The organism is Thermophilibacter provencensis, from assembly GCF_900128445.1.
GTDB classification, from domain to species: domain Bacteria; phylum Actinomycetota; class Coriobacteriia; order Coriobacteriales; family Atopobiaceae; genus Thermophilibacter; species Thermophilibacter provencensis.
In genome coordinates, this window is record NZ_LT671417.1 from 449,466 (window position 1) to 465,186 (window position 15,721).

The 15,721-nt window shown below is 63.9% G+C and carries 16 protein-coding genes and 2 tRNA genes; 2 read left to right on the forward strand and 16 right to left on the reverse strand.

The genetic code is table 11. From position 1 onward, the window contains the following. The first annotated feature begins 35 nt into the window (after window positions 1-35). On the forward strand, window positions 36-515 hold the full coding sequence (locus BQ7391_RS01925; protein ID WP_075279068.1) for a hypothetical protein: 480 nt from the start codon (window positions 36-38) through the stop codon (window positions 513-515). A 152-nt stretch (window positions 516-667) separates the two neighbouring features. Here BQ7391_RS01925 and BQ7391_RS01930 read toward each other — a convergent pair whose 3' ends face one another. From BQ7391_RS01930 to BQ7391_RS01990, 13 genes are all read right to left on the reverse strand, one after another. Beyond that, window positions 668-1,105, reverse strand: a complete 438-nt coding sequence (locus BQ7391_RS01930) for an HI0074 family nucleotidyltransferase substrate-binding subunit (RefSeq protein ID WP_075279069.1) — start codon at window positions 1,103-1,105, stop codon at window positions 668-670. A gap of 148 nt (window positions 1,106-1,253) precedes the next feature. Beyond that, the gene (gene purD, locus BQ7391_RS01935; RefSeq protein WP_075279070.1) at window positions 1,254-2,540 is read right to left on the reverse strand and encodes a phosphoribosylamine--glycine ligase; all 1,287 of its coding nucleotides are present in this window, start codon (window positions 2,538-2,540) and stop codon (window positions 1,254-1,256) included. A gap of 47 nt (window positions 2,541-2,587) precedes the next feature. Next, entirely contained in the window at window positions 2,588-3,463 is an 876-nt protein-coding gene (locus tag BQ7391_RS01940) for a DegV family protein (protein ID WP_075279071.1), read from the reverse strand. Window positions 3,464-3,481: 18 nt separating this feature from the next. Beyond that, a complete protein-coding gene (locus BQ7391_RS01945) occupies window positions 3,482-4,762 on the reverse strand; it encodes an adenylosuccinate synthase (RefSeq protein WP_075279072.1) in 1,281 nt (426 codons plus the stop codon). Between the two features lie 151 nt (window positions 4,763-4,913). After that, on the reverse strand, window positions 4,914-6,302 hold the full coding sequence (gene dnaB, locus BQ7391_RS01950; protein ID WP_075279073.1) for a replicative DNA helicase: 1,389 nt from the start codon (window positions 6,300-6,302) through the stop codon (window positions 4,914-4,916). Between the two features lie 445 nt (window positions 6,303-6,747). Continuing rightward, window positions 6,748-7,266, reverse strand: coding sequence for a 50S ribosomal protein L9 (gene rplI / locus BQ7391_RS01955; protein WP_075279074.1), 519 nt, complete (start codon window positions 7,264-7,266; stop codon window positions 6,748-6,750). A gap of 15 nt (window positions 7,267-7,281) precedes the next feature. Continuing rightward, complete coding sequence (locus BQ7391_RS01960) at window positions 7,282-8,295, reverse strand: hypothetical protein (RefSeq protein WP_129583890.1); 1,014 nt, start codon at window positions 8,293-8,295, stop codon at window positions 7,282-7,284. A gap of 104 nt (window positions 8,296-8,399) precedes the next feature. Continuing rightward, entirely contained in the window at window positions 8,400-8,672 is a 273-nt protein-coding gene (rpsR, locus tag BQ7391_RS01965) for a 30S ribosomal protein S18 (RefSeq protein WP_072373695.1), read from the reverse strand. Between the two features lie 42 nt (window positions 8,673-8,714). Next, complete coding sequence (ssb, locus tag BQ7391_RS01970) at window positions 8,715-9,242, reverse strand: single-stranded DNA-binding protein (RefSeq protein ID WP_075279076.1); 528 nt, start codon at window positions 9,240-9,242, stop codon at window positions 8,715-8,717. Between the two features lie 47 nt (window positions 9,243-9,289). Then, window positions 9,290-9,580 (reverse strand): 30S ribosomal protein S6, encoded by a 291-nt coding sequence (gene rpsF / locus BQ7391_RS01975; RefSeq protein WP_075279077.1) that lies wholly within the window; start codon window positions 9,578-9,580, stop codon window positions 9,290-9,292. A 298-nt stretch (window positions 9,581-9,878) separates the two neighbouring features. Continuing rightward, the gene (locus tag BQ7391_RS01980) at window positions 9,879-10,916 is read right to left on the reverse strand and encodes a DUF4013 domain-containing protein (protein WP_075279078.1); all 1,038 of its coding nucleotides are present in this window, start codon (window positions 10,914-10,916) and stop codon (window positions 9,879-9,881) included. A gap of 139 nt (window positions 10,917-11,055) precedes the next feature. Next, window positions 11,056-11,145 (reverse strand) — tRNA-Ser (locus BQ7391_RS01985). A 39-nt stretch (window positions 11,146-11,184) separates the two neighbouring features. Beyond that, window positions 11,185-11,275 (reverse strand) — tRNA-Ser (locus tag BQ7391_RS01990). 138 nt (window positions 11,276-11,413) lie between these two features. On the opposite strand from BQ7391_RS01990, the gene BQ7391_RS01995 reads away from it, so the two are divergent. Beyond that, window positions 11,414-12,145 carry a trimeric intracellular cation channel family protein gene (locus BQ7391_RS01995; protein ID WP_075279079.1) on the forward strand — a complete coding sequence of 244 codons (732 nt, stop codon included), beginning with the start codon at window positions 11,414-11,416 and terminating at the stop codon, window positions 12,143-12,145. Between the two features lie 99 nt (window positions 12,146-12,244). Here the strand turns inward: BQ7391_RS01995 and typA are convergent, their stop codons facing one another. From typA to BQ7391_RS02010, 3 genes are all read right to left on the reverse strand, one after another. Next, window positions 12,245-14,083, reverse strand: a complete 1,839-nt coding sequence (typA, locus tag BQ7391_RS02000; protein WP_075279080.1) for a translational GTPase TypA — start codon at window positions 14,081-14,083, stop codon at window positions 12,245-12,247. Window positions 14,084-14,159: 76 nt separating this feature from the next. After that, window positions 14,160-14,582: a hypothetical protein gene (locus BQ7391_RS02005; RefSeq protein WP_075279081.1), complete on the reverse strand. Its 423-nt coding sequence runs from the start codon at window positions 14,580-14,582 to the stop codon at window positions 14,160-14,162. A 118-nt stretch (window positions 14,583-14,700) separates the two neighbouring features. Continuing rightward, a complete protein-coding gene (locus BQ7391_RS02010) occupies window positions 14,701-15,468 on the reverse strand; it encodes an SDR family oxidoreductase (protein ID WP_075279082.1) in 768 nt (255 codons plus the stop codon). Window positions 15,469-15,721: the final 253 nt, after the last annotated feature.

Consider the following 15,721-nt stretch of genomic DNA (forward strand, 5'->3'; position numbering starts at 1 on the left):
CGCTCATTCGGCAACGGGCGGAGGGGGATGCTGTCATGGGGGTAACCAAGAGAGAGGTCGCGGAGCAGCTTGGGGTGGCCAAGCAGACCGTGGTCAACTACATCGACAAGCTTGGTCTTGCCCCCGAGCACGTAACGCGCGTGGGAAAGACCGACGTTCTCGATGACTTTGCCGTCTCCGCCCTGGCCGACGCACTGGGGAAGAACGTCCCCCCAAGGCCAGCGCCGGAGGATGAGCCCGATCAGCGTGACTCGGTGATCTCTGCGCTCAACGCCCGAATACTGGACCTCAAAGAGCAAAACGACCGGCTCGTCTCCGAGATCGCAGAGCTGCGCGCCTCTCGCGAGCGGGAGCTTGGCGACCTGAGGAACCAGCTCGCCGAGGCCAACGACCGTGCCGCGCGACTGGCCGACCGCGTTGCCGGCATAGCCGAGCGGCAGCAGGCCATCTCCGCGCTTCCCTGGTGGCGACGCAGCTACTTTGCGACCAAGCTCCTGACCTCAGGCTCCGAATAGTCGTTTTCAATCGAACATGTTTCTTGGTCGAACATCGACCAAAGGTAAGAAGAGATGAACAGCCGCCTTGTTCGGCTGGGTCGCAGGTAGACAACAAGCCGCCCGGGGACGTCACGCATCCCCGAGCGGCTTGTCTCAGTCGAAAGCGTCCCCTAGTACCCCAGCGTTGTGTCCAGAGCGCACAACAGGTTGCCGTATCTGGCAAGAAGCCCGTCACGCAGCCGAACGAACTCGGGAACGCAGGTTTGGATAGCCATCTGGACAAACGAGAAGACCGACCGGGCGTCAAAGACGGGCACCGTGTTGTTTCGGTCACTCAGCATGCAAAGCCAGACCTTCTCGTCCATGAAGTCATAGTAGGCACTCGCCGCCTTGATGATGTCGCGCGGCGATCCCGTGACGCAGGCTGCGTCTCCCTCGTAGGCGAGAAGTGCCCTGAGCAGCTTCCAGCCCAGCTCAAACTGGAGGGAGAGCTTGTCGATGACGCCACCTTGGACGAACTCGTTCTCGAGGTCCTGGTCGGGCGCGCGGAGAAGAAACGCGCCATCCTGCGGCTGGTTGGCACCTCGCGCCCTTGAGCCAAAGAGCACCGCTCGATGGGCACCATCGGCATCGTGGGCCTCCTTAGCAGCACATCTACCGATTGGCCCTCTCGATGGGAACCATGACGCCCCCACTGAATAGACGCGCCAGGGGGACGGAGCGGTGACAACTCCTCCGTCCCCCTGGCACGTCACGTTACTGGATGGCGCGCATGCCGATGTCACTGCGGTACGTCTTGCCCTCAAAGTCGATGAGGTCGCAGGCGGCGTAGGCGGTCGCGCGGGCCTCCTCGAAGGTGGGGGCTACGGCCGTAACGTCGAGGACGCGGCCGCCGGAGGTGACGATCTGCCCGTCCTTCTCGGCGGTGCCGGCGTGGTAGACGGTGACTCCCTCCATCTCCTCGGCCCTCTCGATGCCGGTGATGACCTTGCCCTTCTCGTAGCTGCCAGGATAGCCTGCGGAGGTGAGGACCACCGAGACGGCCCAGTCGTCGTCCCAGGAGACCATGTCCTCGGTGAGCGAGCCGTTGTCGCAGGCCATGAAGACGCTCACGAGGTCCGCCTTCATGCGCGGCAGCACGACCTGCGTCTCGGGATCGCCGAAGCGGGCGTTGAACTCAAGGACCTTGGGCCCGTCCTCGGTGAGCATGAAGCCGCCGTAGAGGCAGCCGGAATAGGTGATGCCCTCGCGCGCGAGCTCCGCCACGACCTTCTTCTCAATCTCGACCATCGTAGCCAGCTCGTCGGCGGAGACGAGGTGCTCCGGGACGGGGGAGTACACGCCCATGCCGCCGGTGTTGGGCCCCTTGTCCCCGTCAAGCGCGCGCTTGTGGTCCTGGGAGGTCGCGAGCGGGACCACGGTCGTGCCGTCCGTGAGCGCGAGCAGCGAGCACTCCGGTCCCTCGAGGGTCTCCTCCACGACGACGGTGGCCCCTGCGTCGCCAAACGCGCCCGAGAAGCACTCGTGGACGCCATCGAGCGCCTCCTCGGTGGTCTTGGCCACGATCACGCCCTTGCCGGCGGCGAGGCCGTCCGCCTTCACCACCACGGGGCCACCGACCTGACGCACGTATGCGGCTGCCGTCTCCTCGTCGGTGAAGCTGCGATAGGCGGCAGTGGGGACGCCGGCGCGGGCCATGACCTGCTTGGCAAACTTCTTGGAGCCCTCCATCTGGGCCGCATCGCCGTTGGGACCGAAGCAGGGGATGCCGGCGGAGCGCACGGCATCGGCGACGCCCGCCACGAGCGGCGCCTCGGGACCGATGACCACAAGACCGATTCCGCGCTGGCTGGCCCACTGGGCAACGTCGACGGGGGAGTCAATGTCAAGGTCCTCGACGGGGGTTGCCATGGCGTTCATGCCGCCGTTGCCAGGGGCAACGTAGAGCTTGCCCGCCCGCGGCGACTCGGCAAGCTTGGCGAGAAGTGCGTGCTCGCGGCCACCAGATCCAAGAAGCAGGATGTCGATCTTCTGGCTGTTCATAGGAATGCCTCCTTCTTTAGGCAGTTCACTGACGGCCGCCGGGCACCTCATTGAAGCTGGTCCGGCTGCTCCTGACCGCCTTGTCCAGATGGGTTGTCCCCGGGATCGTGCCAGTAGCGCGACGCGGGGACAAAGGCGACGCCCACCGCGCCGCGGCCAACAACATGCTCCACGCCCTCCGTCATGAGGAGGGTGCCCAGGCACTCGGAGTCGAACTCATTGGTGTCGAGCGGCTTCATGAGCGCGCGCAGGGCGCGCTCGTCCCCCGTCTCAACGCACGCGTAGACGAGCGGACCCTCGGCGGAAGCCACCGCGCTCATGGCATGCGCGAGCCGACCGGTGAGGTCCGGGAGCTCCGCCGAGCGGGCGAGCTGAGTGAGGTCTCCGCGCGAGAGCAGGTAGAGACTGCGCTCGCCGGAGAGTCGGACCCTTATCGAGGAGGTGGTTCGTCTAATGAGAGCGCCGCCCCTGCGGCGGGCGCGGCGCTCTGGAAAGCGCGGCGCGCGAGAGGGGACCACGAGCAGTCGGACCTGCTCGGCAAGCTCGCGGGCCGCGGTGGTTGCCCCCTCGAAGGAAGCCCCCTCCTCGCGGAAGCACGCGAGCCTGAAGACGACCATGCCCGTCGCGGCGCTGGCCGCGGCGGACTCGATGACGCGCACCTCGGCCACGTCGACGCACGAGGCAGCGGCCTTGCAGGCGCAGACGACCTCCGAGGAGAAGGCCGACGAGGAGTGGACGGCGGCTATCTGCGTCACGCCGCTCTTAGCAAGCGCGCGGTACGCGTTGGCGTAGCGCGCCGTCAGCTCCTCGTCATCGGGCATCTCAGCACAGCTGTCCACGATGACGGCCCCCATGCGCTCAAGATAGTGCGCGGGGAGGTCGCACCCGACGTCGCAGACGATGGCGAAGCTCTTCTCAGACACGTTGCGCGGACCGCTTTGCTAGTGCCAGTAGCGGTCGATGGTCTGCTCGCGGTCCGGGCCCACCGTGATGATGGAGACGCGGACGCCGGCAAGCTGCTCGAGGAAGTCGATGTAGTCCTTGGCCTCGCGCGGGAGCTGGTAGAAGTTTCGGATGCCGGAGATGTCGCACTTCCAGCCGGGGAGGGTCTCGTAGACCGGCTTGGCGTGATAGAAGACGCTCTGGTGCTCGGGAACGGTGTGATACTCCACGCCGTCACACTCGTAGGCCACGCAGACCTTGATCTCGTCGAGGCAACCGAGGACGTCAAGCTTGGTGATGGCAAGGTCCGTGAGGCCGTTGACGCGGGCGGCGTAGTTCACCACGACGGCGTCATACCAGCCGCAGCGGCGCTTGCGCCCGGTGGTCACGCCGTACTCGTGGCCAACCTCGCCGAGCTTGTCGCCAGTCTCGTCGAAGAGCTCCGTAGGGAAGGGGCCGGAGCCGACGCGCGTGAGATAGGCCTTGGCCACGCCGAGGACGCGGTCGATGTTGGTGGGTCCGACGCCCGAGCCGGTCACGGCGCCGCCGGCGGTGCAGTTGGAGCTGGTGACGAAGGGATAGGTGCCGTGGTCGATGTCGAGCATCGTGGCCTGGGCCCCCTCGAAGAGGATGTTCTTGCCGCCCTCAAGCTGCTCGTTGAGGAAAAGGCTGCTCTCCACGATGTAGGGGCGGATGCGCTCGGCGTACGGGAGGTAGGTCTCGCAGATCTGCTCGACGGTGTAGGTGGGCAGCTCATAGACCTTCTCGAGGATGGGGTTGGTGTAGGCGAGCGCGCTCTCGAGCTTCTCGCGGAAGATCTTCTCGTCCAGCATATCCTGGATACGCAGGCCCGTGCGGTTCATCTTGTCCATGTAGCAGGGTCCGACGCCGCGCTTGGTGGTGCCGATGAGGTTCTTGCCGAGCTTCTTCTCGTGCGCTCCGTCGAGGTCCTTGTGGTAGGGCATGACGATGTGCGCGTTACCGGAGATCTTGAGGCGCTCGGCAGAGATGCCCTGCTCGGCGAGCATGTCGATCTCCGAGAGGAGAATCTCGGGGTCGACGATGCAGCCGTTGCCGATCACAGGATAGGTGCCCTCGTACATGACGCCGGAGGGAACCTGGTGCAGTGCCAGCTTCTTCCCGTTTGCGATGACGGTATGACCTGCGTTGGCGCCGCCCGCATAGCGGCAGACCACGTCGAAGTCGCCGGAGATGAGATCGGTGACCTTGCCCTTACCCTCGTCGCCCCACTGAGTTCCCACGAGCACTGATGCCGACATGAGTGTCCCTCTCGTCGCGATTCACATACAGACAAATTATACGGCACTCCCGACCTGACAAAAGTGACAGGGCGAAGTGTCATGAGCGGGCGCCGCGCGCCTTCAGTTCATGACACTTCGCCCTGTCACTTTTGTCAGGTCGTGGTGAGGGCTAGTCGTGGAAGGTGTCCACCTCGACGAATTTGGTGGAGCCGGGCAGGAACGTGAGCGGTACGTCCGAGAGCGCGCCGGAACGGTTCTTGGCAATGATGAAGGTGGTCTCGTTCATGGCGGGTCGGTCCTCGCGGGAGGCCTCGTCCTCGTTCATCGAGCGGTCGAGAAGGGCGACCACGTCGGCGTCCTGCTCGATTGAGCCCGACTCGCGCAGGTCGGAGAGCTGGGGACGCTTGCCGGTTCGGTTCTCGACGGTACGGTTGAGCTGGGAGAGCGCGACGACGGGCACGCCGAGGTCCTTGGCCATGATCTTGATGCCACGGCTCATCTCCGAGACCTCGGTAGCGCGGCTGTCCGCTCGGTGGCCGCCCGAGGGAGGGGAGATGAGCTGCAGGTAGTCGATGATCACCAGCCCGAGCGGCTTTCCGCGGAGGATGCGGCGCGCCTTGGCACGAATCTCGGTCACCGTGGTTCCGGGCGTGTCGTCAATCATGATGTCGAGCTGGGAGAGGTCGTTGGTCGCCTGGAGGATTTGGGGCCACTGCTCGTTTCTGATTCGGGCGGAGCGAATCTCTTGCAGCCCCACGCGCGCGTTGGCGGCGAGGAGGCGCTGCGCGATCTCGACCTTGGACATCTCAAGGGAGAACATTGCGACGCTCGCGCCGTTGAATGCGGCGTTGGTCATGAGGTTGAGCGCGAAGGACGTCTTTCCCACGCCCGGACGCGCTCCGATGACGATCATCTGACCGGGACGCATGCCGAGCAGGCACTCGTCGATGCGCGGGAACCCCGTAAGGACGCCGAGGGGCTTGTCGTGGTTGGCGGCGTTCTGTCCGAGCTCCTCATAGAGGTCGGCCATGATTTCCTCGAGGGACTGCTCGTTCTTGTGCACATCGCGGTTGGTAACGTCGAGCAGCATCTTCTCGGCTCGGTCGACGACCTCCTTGGTGTCCTCGGGGGCGTCGTAGGCGAGCGCCGTGATCTGTGCCGACGCGCTGATCATCTTGCGCAGCGTGGTGTCACGGTGGAGCATCTCGACGTGACGGCGCCATCCGACAAGCGCAAGCGAGTTGTTGCCCAGCCCCAGAAGGAAGCTCCTCCCGCCCACGCGCTCCAGCTCGCCGGAACTCTTGAGGTAGTCGGCAAGTGAGATGGTGTCGATGGGCATGTTCTTGTCGAACATCTCGCGCATGGCCGTGAACACCGTGCGGTTGGAGGGGAAGTAGAAGTCATCCGGATCAAGCTCGATCAGGCACTCCTGGAGCGCCTCTGAGGAGACCATCATGGCAGAGAGGACCGACGCCTCCGCCTCTGGGTCCTGCGGCATGACGGCATCCTGGTTTGTCCTCATGCGCGTTGGGTTGACGTCATACTCGCTCTGGGCCACAGGTCCTCCTCGTGTGACTGGTTCCGGTCTCTCATTATCTCATTCCCGCAGAGGGGCCGTGCAAGGGGGACAGTCACTTTTGCACGCGTTGTTGGCATGCAAAAGTGACTGTCCCCCTTGCACGGCCCCTTGTCGAGAAGAGAGGGTGCCTGAACGGGCCTTTCTTCCTTTTCGACGTTTTCGACATTTTTATTACCTGCGAAAACGATGAGTTTTCAACATGATTCTCCAGCTTTAGGGAAACCCTAAACAGCTGTTCGACTGCCCCTGCGTCTGGTTTTCAGATCCCCATACCAGTACAAAACCGCAGGTAGATTGCGTATCAGATGATGCTTGATATAAAAGCGCCCCGGGGTCGCAGTGACTCCCGGGGCTCTTTCTTACACTTTGCTGACCTGCGGATATTGTAGAAATCCCCAGCTCAGAAGTGAGCGTCGAAAAGTTATTACTCCTCGACCTCGGTGGTCTCAACCTCGGCGACCTCGACGGTCTCCTCGGCCTCGGCCGCCGGCTCCTCCTCGGTCACGCCGACAAGGACGTTGACCGTCGCGGTGATCTCGCGATAGAGGTTGACCTCGACGGCGTGCTTGCCGGAGGTCTTGATGTTGTTCCCGCGACCGACGCGCTTGCGGTCGACCTCGATGCCAAGCTGAGCCTGGATGGCGTCGGCAATCTGGGAGGGGGTGACGGAGCCGAAGAGCTGGCCCTCGTCGCCGATCTTGGCGTCGACGGTCACCGACTTGCCATCGAGAGCGGCCTTGGTGGCCTCGGCGGAGGCGATGCGCTCGGCCTCGCGCTTCTCGATGTTGTGGCGGCGCTCCTCAAGCTGCTTGATGTTGCCCGGGGTGGCAGGCTGGGCAATCTTGTTGGGGAACAGGTAGTTCTCCGCAAAGCCCTGAGCGACGTCGACGATGTCGCCCTCGCCGCCCTTGCCCCGAAGCTCACCCAAGAGGATGACTTTCATGGGATACTCCTTCGGTCAGCCGGTCTGACCCGGCTTCTTGTCCTGCGCTGCCGTGCCGTCAGGGGCCATACCACGCTGGAGGTGGCGGAAGTTGGCCCAGACGTCGACGACGCCGACAACGGTCAAAACAACGAACTGCACTTCAAGATAGAGCGCGACCGCCCAGACGAGGAACCTCGCAAACGCACCGAAGTCCCTTCCCCTCAGGAGCCAGGCGACAACGGCGGCCCCCTGCACCGCAAACGCAATCCTCAGAGCCATGGCCAGGTTGGCCGAGACCATAAGGACAAGCTGCGGGGCCGTAGGCACCGTCAGCGCAACCGCCAGGCCGGCGATTGCCACGACGAGCGCCACGACAATCCAGAGAGGCAGGTCGTACCCGGCAATGCCTTCCCAGGACCGCTCAGGCCTGACTCTCCGCAGCGCAAGGTGCGCGCCGGCGAGTGCCGCCAGGAACTCCCCGGACGACACGACCACGTAGGCCGTAGGCCAAAGAATCCCCGCAACCGCGGAAACGGTCTGGACCTGCGCGGAGCTCGTGGGAGACGCCTCGGTGAAGGCGTCCCGATAGAACTCGATTAGCTCCGCCATGGTCTGGGAGAGCGTGGTGCCGTTCATCAGCGCGAACGCTGAGTCTGCCCCGATATGTGCCGCAAAAAGCGCGGCCACGACAAGGCATCCGGCACCTGGGGTAAGACGACCCCTGAGGCAGACGAGCGCGACGATGAGCCCGGCGAGACACGCGATGACGGAACCGACGCCCTGCGCAACCCCGATGGGAAGGCCCAGGGCGAGCGCCGACGCGAGCGAGATGCCCGTGCCGAGCGCCGTCAGTCGCATGCCCCCTCGTGCGTGGGCCGCAGACAGCCCGTACCCCACGAGGATGGGCGCGGCGAGCGACATCGTGGAGGACGCCAGCGCGCCGCCGACGGCGCACGTCAGAAGGACGAGGGGTAGCGGCACCGAGTCTCGGCCGTCCTTCTCGTCATTCTGCGAGCCGAAGGGGATGATCCCACCCCCAGACTGCATGGGACCCGCAGTCGGAGCCTCGCCCGCGCCGTCGGGCGTGGGAGGAACACCGTTGTTGGGCCATGCACTCATCGTGCGCGCGCTCTTCTCACGTGCGAGCGGCGCTAGCCGCGGTTACGGCCACCGCGGCTGGAGACCACGGGGACGGTGTAGGGGAGAAGCGCCATCTCGCGGGCGCGCTTGATCGCCAGCGCGATGTCGTGCTGATGCTGCGTGCAGGCGCCAGTGACGCGGCGCGGCTTGATCTTGCCGCGGTCGGTCATGTACTTGCGGAGAAGCTGCACATCCTTGTAGTCGATGTACTCAGTCTCCTCCTTGCAGAACTGGCAGTACTTGCGACGCGGCTGGCGCTGAAAATCCTGCTTCTGCTGAGCCATGTCTAGTTGCCTTTCTTTTGGCGACGCGAGGCCGCCGGGTGATTAGAACGGGATGTCCTCGTCGTAGACGTCGGTCTCCGGCGGGGTCTGGACGGGCGCCTGCTGCATCTGCGGCTGGGGCGCGTAACCGCCCTGCGGGGCGGCGGGCACCGGAGCGGAGGCAACGGGCGCGGCGTATGCGGGCGCCTGCTGGAAGGCGGGAGCACCCGCGTTCTGCTGGTAGCCACCACCCTGCTGGTTCCTCGAGCTCAGAAACTCGACCTCGTCGACGACGACCTCGAGCTTGCTGCGACGCTGACCGTCCTTGGTCTCCCAGGAGCTGTAACGAAGCTTGCCCTCGACGGCAACCTTCGTGCCCTTGGAGAGGAAGCGGGAGAGCGGTTCGGCGCGGGCGCCGAAGACCACGCAGTCGACGAAGTTGGGGTAGTCCTCCCACTCGCCGGTCTGCTGGTTGCGGCGACGGTCGTTCACGGCGACGCCGAAGGAAAGAATCTGCGAGCCGCTGGCCGTGGCCCTGAGCTCGGGGTCCCTCGTGAGGTTGCCCGAGATGTTGACTCTGTTGATGCTCATGGTCTCACTTCCTCCCACCTGCGGGCACCATGCCCGCACTTCCTTGCCTAGTCCTTGTCGACGCGGCGCACGACCATGTGGCGCTTGACGGCGTCGTTGATGCGCAGAACTCGGTCGAGCTCGGCGATGTGCTCGGGATCAGCGTGGAAGTTGATGAGGGTGTAGTCACCCTCGGTGAGATCGTCGACCTCAAAGGCGAGCTTGCGCTTGCCCCAGTCCTCGACGCTGTCGACCTTGCCAGTCTCGCCGAGAGCAACCTCGATGCGCTTCATGACGCCGGCGCGGGTCTCCTCGTTGCACGTGGGGTCGACAAAGTAGAGCAGTTCATAAGCCTTCATTCGATTCACCTCCTCTGGGCTAGTGGCCCCGGGACATGAAGGCTCGCCCGGGGCAGGAAAGGTTCGGCGAAGCATCATACCACAGAAGCTTCTTCTCGCTGTATCCCCTCCACAACATCCCTGCATATAGCGTACTGATGCGCACATACCGAAAGGTTCCACGGTGCATACGACAAGCTCGCACGCGCTCAATAAAAGACACGCTCACCGAGGCTGCGGCTCTCGGTGAGCGTTTGTCCGGGCCTCGTTGGAATCACAGCATCTCCACGGACCACGAGAAACTGAAAATGAGGGTCTCCTACTTGGGGTCCTCAGCATCGAACGGCGTCACGTTCTCCTGCGGGTCCTCGGTCGGGGGGACCTCCGCAGGTGCCTGGGGCTCGGAAGGGTCGACGGGAGGGTTTGGGGCAGGCTGCGAATCTGTGGGAGACACCGAGCTGACGGGCTGCTGCGGCACGTCATACTGCCAGCTTCCCGGCTGCGGCGCGGCATCGCGCGGGTCGCTCACGAACGCAGGAAGAGGGTCCTCGTCCCTGCCCCATGCGGCGACGCTGAACTGGCGCATCCACAGTGCAACGGCATTCACGCACACGAGGGAGAGGATGGCTCCGATGAAGCTGCACACGAGGATGAGCGCGATGAGGGTCGGAGCAATCGAGGAGAGCATCGAGAAGACGGCCTGGATCGCGATGCGGGCCTGCATACCGCTTGAGAGCACCGAGGAGTACTCGAGGTACTCAATCATGGTGATGAGGTTAGGAATGATTCCGAACAGTGCGGGGAGAAGGACGACGGTCACGATGACGCCCAGAAGCATCCCGCCGAGAATCTCGATGCCCGCGATGCGCGCGAGCCCGGCTGGGTCATGGGAGATCATCTTCCAGATGGTCGGGACGCGCAGGCCGGGCACGATCTTCTGGTAGATGGTGGCGCGCATGGACGCGACGACGGCAATCACGGCAAAGCAGACGCTCACGAGGGTCCACACGAGCCCAAGAAGGTCGCCGATCACGGGGACCTGCATCAGGATGCCAGAGACGATGGAGAAGCCCACATACCACACGAGGCACACGACGAAGACGCGCCAGCCGCTTGAGATGCACTCACCGATGCGCACGCCCTTCTGCTTGGGGGCGGCGTTGACTCCCCATGCGGTGAGGCGCGCCCACTCATAGACGTAACCCGCCACGCCGAGGATGCCCACGATGGGGACCAGCACGGCGACCGTCATGAGAAGAACCGGCTTGATCCATCCACGGTCTCTCGTCAGAAGCGCCCAGGACCGCGCGAAGTAGCGGTCTCGCCTGAAGCCCGCGAGCTCGGATTCGTCAACCATAGTTCCCCTTTCAACGGGTGGCGGAGTCGTTCGCATGTTCCCTGTAGCGTACCCTAAACGTACGCGTGACTGACGTTCTTCTCGCCCCGCCTTCATGGGTATGAAAAAAGCCGGTCGTCACGACCGGCTCTCTCTGCAATGGCGGAGGAGGAGGGATTCGAACCCTCGTACCCCCGAAGGGGTAAACGGTTTTCGAGACCGCCGCATTCAACCACTCTGCCACCCCTCCGAAGGGTGACGTGGCGCCCGAAGGCGCCACGGTAAGTTCTGGCGGAGAGTCAGGGATTTGAACCCTGGAGACGCTTTAGGCGCCTACACGATTTCCAATCGTGCTCCTTCGGCCACTCGGACAACTCTCCATGAGATGGTGCAGCGGTCAGTATAGCGTAAGACGCCGCCCGGGAAAAGACTTTTCTTGATGAAATGGGTCTGTCCCTTTTCATCAGGGTGCGCAACAATGTACGAGCGCCAGCCGCACCTGACCGCGAGGAGTCGCCGTGCCAGAAATCTTCTCTACCTACAGCCCCGAGATCGCCGCCGTCTCGCTGCCAACATGGGTCGACCTCGCGTCCGTCGTCGTGGGATCTGCCGGCGGGGTCATGGTGGCCCGGGCACGCCATCTTGATGCCGTCGGATTTGTGGGCCTCGCGCTGCTGTGCGGCCTCGGCGGGGGACTCATCCGCGACGTCATGATGCAGGTGGGGAGAATCTACATGCTCACCTCGCCCTTCGCCATCCCCGTAAGCGTTGCCACGGGTCTCGTGGCGTTTCTCTTCCCTCAGCCGCTTGACCGCGCGAGCAACTTGCTCGAGTGGCTCGATATCATGGCCGTCGCCCTCTTTGCCCTCGTGGGCACCGACAAGGCCATAGTCCACGGGTTCTACCCGGCATCGTGCGTCCTCATGGGCATCATGACCGGCGTGGGCGGCGGCATGCTGCGCGACGTCTTTCTCGGCGAGGTGCCCCGAATCTTCCAGAAGTCGAACCTCTACGCCGTGTGCGCTCTCGCGGGCGGCGTGGTGTACTACGTCGCCGTCGTGTGCTGCTCGGTCAACAAGCTCTGGGGGTCGATTCTCTGCCTCGCGGTCACCATTGGCCTCAGGCGCTGGTCACTTCACTTCAACGTGCAGACGCCGGCAGACGTCGACCTTGGACCGCACGTGGCCGCGCCCATGAAGCGTGCCGCTCGTCGCGTGCGAGTCACGCGCTGGCGCGCTCGCCGCAAGTAACCCGCCGCCGAGGCGTGCAAAGGGGACAGGCACTTTTGCACGGTTGGCGTGCAAAAGTGCCTGTCCCCTTTGCACGCCGGGCGGCTGGCCGATAGAGGGTTACTTCTTGACCTTGCCGTTGCGGACAGCCCACTTGCGGCGCTCTATCTCGGAGAGAAGGCGCTTGCGCATGCGGACGCTCTTGGGCGTGACCTCCACGAGCTCGTCGTCCATGATGTACTCGAGCGCCTCCTCGAGCGTGAACGTGCGCGGCGGCGTAAGCTGCACGGCAATGTCCGCGGTGGAGGAGCGCTGGTTGCCCAGGCTCTTAGTGCGCGCGATGTTGACGACCATGTCACCGGGCTTAGAGCGCTCTCCCACGAGCATGCCCTCGTAGCACTCGTCGCCCGGAGCGACGAAGAGCTGGCCCCGCTCCTGGAGCGTGCCGAGCGCGTACGCCACGGCCTTCTCGGTGCTCATGGAGATCATCGCACCGTTCTGGCGCACGCCAATCTCACCTGCGTAGGGACCATACTCGAGGAAGGTGTGATAGAAGACCGCCTCGCCGTGGGTGACGTTCAGGATGCGGTTCTTGAGGCCCATGATGCCGCGAGTGGGAATCTTGAACTCGAGGTGGGTCTGGGTGGTCCCGGCATCCATCGTGGTCATGGTTCCGCCGGCGTTGCCAAAGACCTCGATGACCTTGCCGGAGTACTCGCCCGGGCACTCCACGACGGCCTGCTCGACGGGCTCGGTCATCTGGCCGTTGGCGTCCTTCTTGAAGAGCACGCGCGGGCGGCCCACCTGGAACTCGAAGCCCTCGCGACGCATGGTCTCCATGAGGACGGAGAGGTGCAGGATGCCGCGGCCGGCCACCTCGACGCCCGTCTTGTCGGGAAGCTCCTCGATGCGCATGGTCACGTTGTTCTCGCGCTCCTGCATGAGGCGCTCCTTGAGCTGGCGACCGCCCACGATGTCGCCCTCTCGGCCCACGAGCGGAGAGGTCGAGGGCTCAAAGACGACGGAGAGCGTCGGAGGGTCGATCTCGATGGGCTCCAGCTCGACGGGGTTCTCGGGGTCGGTGTAGACGTCGCCGATGTCGGTGGAGTCAATGCCCACGACGGCGGCGATGTCGCCAGCCTGAGCCTCGGAACACTCCTTGCGGCCGAGGTAGTCAAAGGTGAAGAGCTGCTTGACCTGGCTCATGGCGCGGGAGCCATCGTTTTTCACCACGAGGATCTTGTCGCCGTCGTGGATGGTGCCGGAGTAGATGCGGCCAATGCCGATGCGGCCCACGTACTCGGAGTGATCGATGGTCACGCACTGCATGGCGAGGGGACCATCGATGTCCACGTCGGGAGCGGGGAGCTCGTCGACGATCATGTCAAGCATCGGGAACATGTCCTCGTTGTCGTCAGAGGGGTCCAGACGGGCGAAGCCGTTGACCGCCGAGGCGTAGATCACGTGCTCCATGGCAAACTCGAGCTGCTCGTCGGTGGCGCCGAGGTCGGCCATGAGGTCGAGCGAGGTGTTGACGGCCTTCTCGGGGTCGGCGGCGGGTTTGTCAATCTTGTTCACCACGATCATCACGGCGAGCCCCGCGTCGATGGCGTGACGAAGGACGAAGCGCGTCTGCGGCATGGGCCCCTCGGCGGCGTCCACCAGCAGCAGCGCGCCGTCGGCCATGCGCAGGACGCGCTCGACCTCGCCGCCGAAGTCGGCGTGGCCCGGGGTGTCGATGACGTTGATCTTCACGCCCTTGTACTCGATGGAGATGTTCTTGGCCAAGATGGTGATGCCGCGCTCGCGCTCCTGGTCGTTGGAGTCAAGCACGCGCTCCTGGACCTGCTGATTCTCGCGGAACGCGTCCGTGGCCTTGAGCATCTGATCCACGAGCGTGGTCTTGCCGTGGTCGACGTGAGCGATGATGGCGATGTTCCTGATGTTCTCCTGGCGCATGGGTCCCCTCATCCAACGAAGCTGGACAAAGCCGTCCTCATCGGTCGGCGGTTGGTTTTTCTCGACATACGGTACTTTACAGCAGCGGAGGCAGCTCACCGGCCGGCGCGGGGTCGGTCCACGTGAAACCATCACCAGACCCCTTCCCGTCGACAAGCGAGAAGGCCGAGTAACTGCGGTAGCCGCGCTCGCCAAACTCGAGTATGGCCGCATCGGCGTAGGACCCGTCATCGTCCTCAATGGCGCCTTCGTAGACGAGCGCATAGCGCACGGCGTCCTCAAGCTCGCGCACCTTGGCGCGCGCGCCCTCAAGGCACGCCTCTGGGCCGTCGTCGACGAACTCGAAGCTCAGGACCTCTCCCGATGAGTCCTGAACGGCAAGAAGGACCTCGAAGGGCTCGCCCGCGGCGAGAAGGTCAAGGGCGTCGCCCATCAGCGTGCTTGCCAGCTCATCAGTCTGGGGGGATACCCCCTCGCAAAGGTTCTCGGCTCTTCCCATGGCTCCCCTCACGTCAACTTTCTGCTGCGATGATACCTGACAAAGGTGACGGGGTCGTCTGTCATGAAAAACATGACAGACGACCCCGTCACCTTTGTCAGGTGGATTCCCCTCTGTCCTAGATGGCAGTCCAGCCGCCGTCAATGGTGAGCAGTTGTCCCGTCGTGTAGGAGGATGCATCCGAGGCGAAGTAGAGTACGGCACCGTCCAGCTCGCCCTCGCGCCCGGGACGGCCCATCGGACACCGAATCGCGGCCACCTGATCGAAGCCGCCACCATCCAGAATGGCCCCCGTCATCTCGGACGGGAAGTAAGCCGGCCCGATGGCATTGACGGTGATGCCATGCTTTGCCCACTCCACGGCAAGCTGCTTGGTCATCATGAGCAGGCCGCCCTTGGTGGTGGCGTAGGCGCCCACCGGCCACTCAAGCATGCCGACGGTCGAGTGGATGGAGCCTGTGTTGATGATCTTGCCATAGCCACGCTCAATCATGCCACGGGCACACTCGCGGGCGAAGAAGTACGGGGCATTGAGGTTGACATCCATCATGGTGAGCCAGTCCTCGTCGCTCATCTCCTCCGCAGGAGCAGAGAGTCCAAGGCCAGCGTTGTTACAAAGGATGTCGATACGACCGAAGTGCCTCTCAACGTCTTCAACGGTCTGCTTGATCTGCTCCACATCAGACACGTCGCAGGTTCGGACGTAAGCCTCGACCCCGAGCTCCTCAATCTCTGACGCTACGACGTCGAGGCGCTCCTTGCGGCGGGCGACGAGGGCGACGCTGGCTCCGTTCCCGGCGAGCGCCTTTGCCATCTGAACGCCGAGACCAGAGCTCGCTCCCGTTACGAGGGCGACCTTGCCGGTCAGGTCAAAAAGGTTGGTCATGGGCAATCCCTTCTCGAGGACGTATGATGCATCATTTGTACCCATGAGGAATATAGCGAGACCTCTCGTCATCTCTGTCGAGCAGTGTGCAATCGTCGGGATAGTGGGAAACTTTCGACCGCTTCCCTGCAATCAGGCGGATAGTGTGAAGCGATTTCGGCACCTAGAGCCAGCCCAGACCAGCATAGGCAGATCACCAACAGGGCTTTTGTCGATGTTGTACTCAGGGGAACCGAGAAAAGGCTTCCCACTA